General features: G+C 62.1%; 7 protein-coding genes. 6 read left to right on the top strand and 1 reads right to left on the bottom strand.

Features of this window, described 5'->3' with window-relative positions; genetic code table 11:
- The first annotated feature begins 77 nt into the window (after positions 1 to 77).
- From QCE79_RS05935 to QCE79_RS05925, 3 genes are all read left to right on the top strand, one after another.
- Positions 78 to 455, top strand: a complete 378-nt coding sequence (locus QCE79_RS05935) for a DUF2946 domain-containing protein (RefSeq protein WP_309842640.1) — start codon at positions 78 to 80, stop codon at positions 453 to 455.
- Between the two features lie 81 nt (positions 456 to 536).
- The gene (gene copC / locus QCE79_RS05930; RefSeq protein WP_309842638.1) at positions 537 to 899 is read left to right on the top strand and encodes a copper homeostasis periplasmic binding protein CopC; all 363 of its coding nucleotides are present in this window, start codon (positions 537 to 539) and stop codon (positions 897 to 899) included.
- A 7-nt stretch (positions 900 to 906) separates the two neighbouring features.
- Positions 907 to 1,347 carry a copper chaperone PCu(A)C gene (locus QCE79_RS05925; RefSeq protein ID WP_250509061.1) on the top strand — a complete coding sequence of 147 codons (441 nt, stop codon included), beginning with the start codon at positions 907 to 909 and terminating at the stop codon, positions 1,345 to 1,347.
- A gap of 73 nt (positions 1,348 to 1,420) precedes the next feature.
- Here QCE79_RS05925 and QCE79_RS05920 read toward each other — a convergent pair whose 3' ends face one another.
- Positions 1,421 to 3,991: a penicillin-binding protein 1A gene (locus QCE79_RS05920; RefSeq protein ID WP_309842633.1), complete on the bottom strand. Its 2,571-nt coding sequence runs from the start codon at positions 3,989 to 3,991 to the stop codon at positions 1,421 to 1,423.
- Positions 3,992 to 4,544: 553 nt separating this feature from the next.
- On the opposite strand from QCE79_RS05920, the gene QCE79_RS39305 reads away from it, so the two are divergent.
- The 3 genes from QCE79_RS39305 (at position 4,545) to QCE79_RS05905 (ending at position 7,199) form a co-directional block, all read left to right on the top strand.
- Positions 4,545 to 4,934: a plasmid mobilization protein gene (locus QCE79_RS39305; protein ID WP_250509063.1), complete on the top strand. Its 390-nt coding sequence runs from the start codon at positions 4,545 to 4,547 to the stop codon at positions 4,932 to 4,934.
- A 207-nt stretch (positions 4,935 to 5,141) separates the two neighbouring features.
- Entirely contained in the window at positions 5,142 to 5,822 is a 681-nt protein-coding gene (locus QCE79_RS05910) for a PspA/IM30 family protein (protein ID WP_309842630.1), read from the top strand.
- A gap of 144 nt (positions 5,823 to 5,966) precedes the next feature.
- Entirely contained in the window at positions 5,967 to 7,199 is a 1,233-nt protein-coding gene (locus QCE79_RS05905; protein ID WP_309842627.1) for a tetratricopeptide repeat protein, read from the top strand.
- Positions 7,200 to 7,320: the final 121 nt, after the last annotated feature.

Here is a 7,320-nt window from a genome sequence, read left to right as displayed (position 1 = left end):
TCGCCTCTGTCATTGATGGACCGAGCTGGATAAAAAAACTGCTCCAACGTCTACATGGTGCACAGGCATTTTAAACCGTGTTCTGCAGACCGTCCTTAAGCGGGTTCGCTGCGCTATGCGCGATCCTGCTGCTTTCGTTCGCGCCGCTCGTATCGCAAACGCTGGATGGCAAGCGCGTCGAAGCGCTCTTCTCGTCCATATGCACGTCGAGCTCGAATGGCATCGCGCATACGGGCGATACCGCATCGCACGCGAACCATGACGCTCTTTCGCATCTGCAAGCGTGCGGATATTGCGACCTGCTTGCGCATGCGCCTACGCCGCCATCGATGCCGCATGGCTTCGCGGCATCGACTTTGGCCGACGATACTTTCGTCGCCAAGCAAAACAGCACCGCGCCGCATCGCATGCCGCCTGGCGTGGCGCTGCCTCGCGCGCCGCCTGCTCTCGCCTGATACGCGTCCCCCTCTTCCGACATGCCATACCTCGCGTTTGCGCGCTTCGCGCGGCAAGCGTGAAAATTTCAAGGATGCATCATGAGTACCCTTCCCGCCTTTCGCGGCGCGCTGGCTTGCGCATTCTTCGCATCCGCGTCGTTTGCGTTCGCGCACGCGCTGCCGAAGCTGCAACAGCCTGGCCCTGGCGCGACCGTCAACGCGCCGCACGAAGTATCGATCGACTTCGGCGAAGCGCTCGAACCGACCTTCAGCAAACTGACCGTGACCAATGGTCAGGGCAAGCGGGTCAACACCGAAAAGTCCGTCGTCGATACGAAAGACAAAAAGCACATGAGCGTCGCACTCTACGACTTGCAGCCGGGCGTCTACAAAGTGCAATGGACAGCTGTCGCCGCCGATGGTCATCGCACGCAGGGCAACTATAACTTCACGGTCAAGTGAGAAAGCAATGAAGAAAATCGCTGTATTGTTCGGCGCGCTGACGTGCGCATCTTTCGCGACGCTGTCTCATGCCGCGCCGCTCGAAGCGCGCGATTGCTGGGTTCGCGCAATGCCGCCGAACCTGCCTTCGTCGGGCTACTTCACGCTGGCCAACAATGGCGACAAAGCCGTCACGCTCACGGGCGTCGATACCCCCGCGTTCGGCATGGCGATGATGCACAAGTCGGATACCAAAAGCGGCACCGCGACGATGGCCCCCGTCGATTCCGTCGAGGTCCCCGCGCATGGCACGCTACAGTTCGCACCGAAGGGTTATCACGTGATGCTCGAACAGCCGGGCAAGCCACTCAAGATCGGCTCGACGATTCCGCTCACGTTCAGCTTCGCGGACAAGAGCACGCTCGATGTGAGTTGCGCGGTGAAGTCCGCGGCGACGGTCGGTAACTGAAGCACCGTCACCAATAGAAAACGCGCCGGGTTCGTTTAGAACCACGGCGCGTTTTTTTATCCTGCCTTACCCATCACGGCTTATTAAACATATCCATGATCTGCTTGCGCTCATCGGTGGTGACTTGCGGCGCGGGCGGCGCCTGCATGCCCGCCGGGCCGACGCCGCCGGTAGTGTTGGTATCGCCCGCTGTCGGATTGACGTTGTCCATGCCGATGCTCGCAACGAAGCCCGCACCCGGCGTGCGATCGGCATAGAACAGTTCGCCGTCCACGGTGGTCACGCCGTCGGGCCGCTGCATCTGTTCCTGCGGGATGCCGCGCAACGCGCGTCCCATGAAGTCGACCCAGATCGGCAACGCAAGCTGCGCGCCGAACTCGCGGCTGCCCAGCGTCTTCGGCTGGTCGTAGCCCATCCACGCCACCGCGACGAGCTGATGCTGATAGCCCGCGAACCAGCCGTCCTTGGCGTCGTTGGTCGTACCCGTCTTGCCTTGCAGGTCGCTGCGCTTGAGCACGTTGGTGCCCGAACCCGTGCCCGCCGTCGCCACCGTATGCAACAGGCTATTCATGACGTAAGCGTTGCGCGGTTCGAGCGTCTGCGGCGCGTTCTTGCTGGCCGTGAGCGGATCGGCGCGCGAAATGACGCTGCCGCGCGCATCGGCGACTTCGCCGATCAGATACGGGTTGATGCGATAGCCGCCATTCGCGAACACCGAGTACGCGCCGCTCAACTGCAACGGCGTGACGAGTCCCGCGCCCAGCGCGAGCGGCAGATACGGCGGCGTCTTGTCCTTGTCGAAGCCGAACTTCTGCGTGACGAAGTCCTGCGCGTAGCTCGTGCCGATATACGACAGGATACGAATCGACACCAGGTTCTTCGACTTCTGCAAGCCGGTGCGCATGGACATCGGGCCGTCGGGTTGATCGTCGTCCTTCGGTTCCCAGGCGTCGCCACCGGGCGATGCGGGCGGAAAGTACAGCGGCGCGTCGTTGATGATGGTCGCCGGTCCCAAGCCCTTGTCGAGCGCGGCCGAATAGATGAACGGCTTGAAGCTCGAGCCCGGCTGACGCCACGCTTGCGTCACGTGGTTGAACTTGTTCTTGTTGAAGTCGAAGCCGCCGACGAGCGCGCGGATCGCGCCGTCCTGCGGCACCATCGAAACGAGCGCGCCTTCCACTTGCGGCAATTGCGTGATCTGCCACGTGTCCTTCGCGTCCTTCGCCAGCCGGATGATCGAACCCGGCTTGATGGCAAGCGCCTTCGATGCATTGTTGCGCAGCGCGGCCGCGACGAAACGCAGGCCCTCGCCGGAAACGGTGGCCGTATCGCCGCCGACGAATTGCGCGACCACTTGCTTTGCGTTCGCCACGGTCACCACGGCAGCGACGAGTTCGCCGTTGTCCGGATGATCGACGAGCGCATCCTCGATGGCTTCGGCGCGATCGTCCGCGTTGCCCGGCAGAGCGATGCTGCCTTCCGGCCCGCGATAACCGTGACGCCGCTCGTAATCCATGATGCCCTTGCGCACGGCGCGATAGGCCGCGTCCTGATCGGCGGAATCGATGGTCGTCGTGACCGTCAGGCCGCGCGTGTACGCTTCTTCCTTGTACTGCGCGTACATCATCTGCCGCACCATTTCCGCGACGTACTCCGCATGCACGCCGTATTCGGTGCCACCCGACTTCGTGCGAAGTTCTTCGGCGACCGCCTGATCGTATTGCTCGCGCGAGATGAAGTGCAGATCGAACATGCGCTTCAGAATGTACTGCTGACGCACCTTCGCGCGCTTCGGATTGACCACCGGGTTATATGCCGACGGCGCCTTCGGCAAACCGGCGAGCATGGCGGCTTCGGCAAGCGTGATGTCCTTCAGGTCCTTGCCGAAATACACGCGCGCCGCGGCGGAAAAACCATAGGCGCGTTCGCCGAGATAGATCTGATTCATATACAACTCGAGAATCTGGTCTTTCGTCAACGCGCGCTCGATTTTGTAGGCGAGCAGCATCTCGTAGATCTTGCGCGTATAGGTTTTTTCGCTCGACAGAAAGAAGTTGCGCGCGACCTGCATGGTGATCGTACTTGCGCCTTGCGACGCGCCGCCGTGCGTGATGTCGCTCACGCCCGCACGCAGAATGCCGATGAAATCGACGCCACCGTGATCGTAGAAGCGGTAATCCTCGATGGCGAGCACCGCCTTCTTCATCTGGTCGGGAATGTCCTGAAAACGCACGAGGCTGCGGCGCTCTTCGCCGAATTCGCCGATCAGCACGTGATCCGACGTGTAGACCCTAAGCGGCACTTTCGGGCGATAGTCGATCAGCGCATCGAGCGAAGGCAGGTTCGGCTCCATCACGACGAGCGCATAGCCGACGATCAGCCCGCCCACCACCACGCCGATAGCCGCGAGCCCCGCCAACCACAGCGCGACGCGCGCGAGCGGCGAGCGTCGGGAATCGCGCCCGTCGCGGCCATTCTTTCCATTGCGGCCGCCATTGCCGCCATTGCCGCCATTGCCGCCATCGCGTCCGTTGCCGCCGTTGCGTCCATTGCCGCCGCCGGCATCGTTGGATGAGTCGTTCCAGCGAGGTTCGCGATTCAGTCGCGATGAATTCGTAGAGTCGGGTCGTTTGATGATAGGCATGACTGGGATCGTTCCGCGCGCTTCGAAGCGCGCGCTCTGTGGCGCCTTGGGTATGTCAGCGCCTGAGCACTTTCAGAAAGACGGGACCAAGCGAATGGGCAGGCCGGCTTCGACCGCATGGGACGGGTAACCGTGAATAACAGCGCATTTTAAAGAATTCGCAGGCGACACTACAAAACCCGTCGCGATTTTTTGTAAGTAATTGCCGATGTGGCGCCCGAAACCCGGTCTTCGGCGGAAACGATCGGGGTTGCACCGGGGTTATCCACCGAAAGTGTTGAGAGCCTTGTGGACAACCGTATGAGAAAATAGCCAAGTGGTTGATCGCAGAGCAGTTTTGCGAAATGCTCGAGGATCGTCGCCATGCGGTCGCGGCCGCACGCGCGAGCCCGCGAAACCGATATGATTGGTTTTAAGCCGCTCAGGTTTCAAGTGGCGCCAGAAGTTGCGGTAAAGAAGTCGTGCCGTTTGATGATAGGGAACGCGGTTCAAGCGCTCACTCGTGCGTACGCGCTTACGCGCTTACAACCGCCCTACTGTTTGCGAGCTGCTCATGACGACCAAGCCTACCGAACGCATCGTTGTTTTCGTGACCCCGGCGCAGAAACTCGCCATCAGCAACACGGCGGATCAGCTCGGCATCAGCGTGAGCGAGCTGATGCGGCGTGCAGTGCTCAACTTCAACGCGACGAGCGAGCAGATCAAGGCAGCGGGTATCGTAGATCGCCTGCGCGCGCCCAAGGCGCCCGATCCACTGACCGTGGCCTTGCGCAGCGTCGCCGCCAAGGCCGCGGCCCGCGAGGCGCGGGAAGCAGCGGCAAGCGCCACGAAGCGCGCGGCCGCGAAGCCTGCGCACCTTCCTGTGCCCGACGAATCCGCAAGTCCCGACGAACCTCTGGACGACGATGCCTCTCTAACCGACGATGGCCGCGCGGACAACTGAAGCACGCGCTGTATTCCGCTTCGTTCGTTTGCACGACGTTACACTCCTTCACCTTGCTTAAGCCCCGATTAAGGCGCGGCATGCTCTAATAAGCGGGGTAAACCCGGTCGTCATCGGCTGGTCAACGACGCTTGCAATCCTGCGCCATGCGCCTCACATTCGAGCCGCGCGGGCTTGCATGCCGCGGTCTTCATCAAGGAGAAATACATGTCGCTTCTGGATTCCATCACGCGCACGGTCAAAGGTCTGCTCAACGACGCAGCCGACACCATGCAGGACCCATCGCGCGATGCGCGGCAGATCGTGCGCGAGCTCGACGACAGCATCGCCAAGGCTGAGAACTCGTTGATCGAAATCGAGGCGCAGGTCGCCACGCAGCAGAGCAAGCGCGACGTCGCGGCCGAGAAAGCGAAGAAGTACGAAGACGGCGCGAAGCGCGCACTGCAAACCGGCGATGAAAGCCTCGCGCGCGAAGCCCTTGCCGCGCAAGCCAACGCCGAAACGGAACGCGATGCCCTCGCCGGCGAATTGCAGACACTCGTGCCTTCGGTGGAGCATTTGAAGCAGCAGATCAACGACATGCGTCAACGTCGCAACGACTTGAACGCGCGCTCGAACATTCTGCAGGCCAAGCAGCAGATCGCCACCGCGAAAGACACGGCCGCGACCGCGCTGGGCGGCATCGGCGGAAAGAATCTGTCCGAAGACTTCGAGAAGCTCGAAGACAAGGTGCAGTTGGCCAACGCGCGCTCGGACGCGCGCCTGAATTCGGCGGATCAGAAGTCGGGCAAGGCGCTCGATGACAAACTCGCGGCGCTCAATCGCGGTCCGTCCGTGGAAGACCGTCTCGAAGCGCTGAAGAAGCAGTTGAATACGCCGGCGCAGTAATATGTTCGTCAGTGCGCGGCGCGGCCCTGGCGGCTCGCGCGCGCGCCGGACGAATCAGCGGGAATCGCGCTTGCATGCAAGCATTCGCTTTCCCCGATTGCAGCTCAGAAAGGAGACGGGTGCTTATCGCGCCCGGCCTGCAACATGAAAAAGACTCTGTCGGCTCTTGCGCTCTCGCTATCCCTGGCCCTTTGCCTGTCGGTTGCGTCTCCGCTCGCCTTCGCCGTGCCCACCGCGCAGCAAGTCGAGCAGTCGATGACGCAAGGCAACTGGCAAAAGGCCGATTCGCAGTTGAGCGAAGTGCTCGACGCGCATCCGAAGAATGCTCATGCGCATTATCTCTATGCGCAGGTGCTCGATCGCGAAGGCCGCTATAGCGACGCGCTTTCGCATCTTCAACAGGCGCAGTCGATCGATCCGGCGCTTGGCTTCACGACGCCCGCGCGCTTCAACGAAACGCAGGCGCGCATTCAGGCCGATGCGAATCGCGCGAGCATCAGCCCAAACGCCGGTAACGAGACGCGCAGTTCGACCGGCGAGGTCGCGACCAATCCGTTCAATCAGGGCGCACAGGTCGCGCCGCAGAAACATGGACCGTCGATCGGCATGTGGATCGGCTTGATCGTGCTGATCGGTGCGATTGCGCTCGTGCTGCGCTGGGGAATGAAGCGCGCCCGCGTCCGTGACGATGGCCGCGCCGACGACGATCGTCGCACGCAACTCAAGCGCGCGACCGAACTGCTGAACGAAGTGCGTTCGCTCAAGCTCGACGTCCGGCTTTCCACGACGCCTGGGCATGAGGCATTGCTAAAGGAAGTGGAAGGCGCCGAGACGCAATTGCGTGAGATGGTCGAGGCGTTGTCGGATGCCAAAAACCCCGTGCCGCCGTATGCGATTCAGGATTTGGAAAATCAGGTGGCGAGTTTGAAGGCGCGCGCCGAAGGCCGTCCCGACCCGAACGCTGCCCAGGCCGCGGCGCAGGGACAGTCGGCGTATGCGCAAGAAGCGGAGCGCTTCGGGCGCGGGCAGCAGCAGCCTTACGGGCCGCAGGGGCCTTATCCTCAACAAGGTCCGTATCCGCAGCAAGGGCAACAGCCGCCGGTCGTCATTCAGCAAGGCGGCGGTGGATTCGGCGGCGGCATGGGCGGTTTGTTGACTGGCGTTCTGCTTGGCGAAGCGCTGTCGAACGGACGAGAACGCGTAATCGAGCGTGACGTGCCGGTGGAACGTCGCAACGACAACGGCGGCGGCCTGGACTTCGGCAATGGTGGCGGCGGCGGCGGCGGTCTCGACCTCGGCAACGGCTCGAACGATTGGAGCGATGGCGGTGGCGGCGTAGACCTCGGCAGCACGGATGATAGCTGGCGCGATACGTGATTCGCGCGGTTTGAAACTGGCGTTATGAGCCCCGCTTCGTGCGGGGTTTTTTTTGGGGGCGCTCGCTTGGCTTTTCGGCCGTAACGTTCAGCATGTGGAGCGTGCGCTAAAGCTCGATATT

Source organism: Caballeronia sp. LZ003 (assembly GCF_031451465.1).
In the GTDB taxonomy this organism is placed as follows: domain Bacteria; phylum Pseudomonadota; class Gammaproteobacteria; order Burkholderiales; family Burkholderiaceae; genus Caballeronia.
Note: the sequence above shows the minus strand (reverse complement) of the source record. Positions and strands in the feature narration are given on the sequence as shown.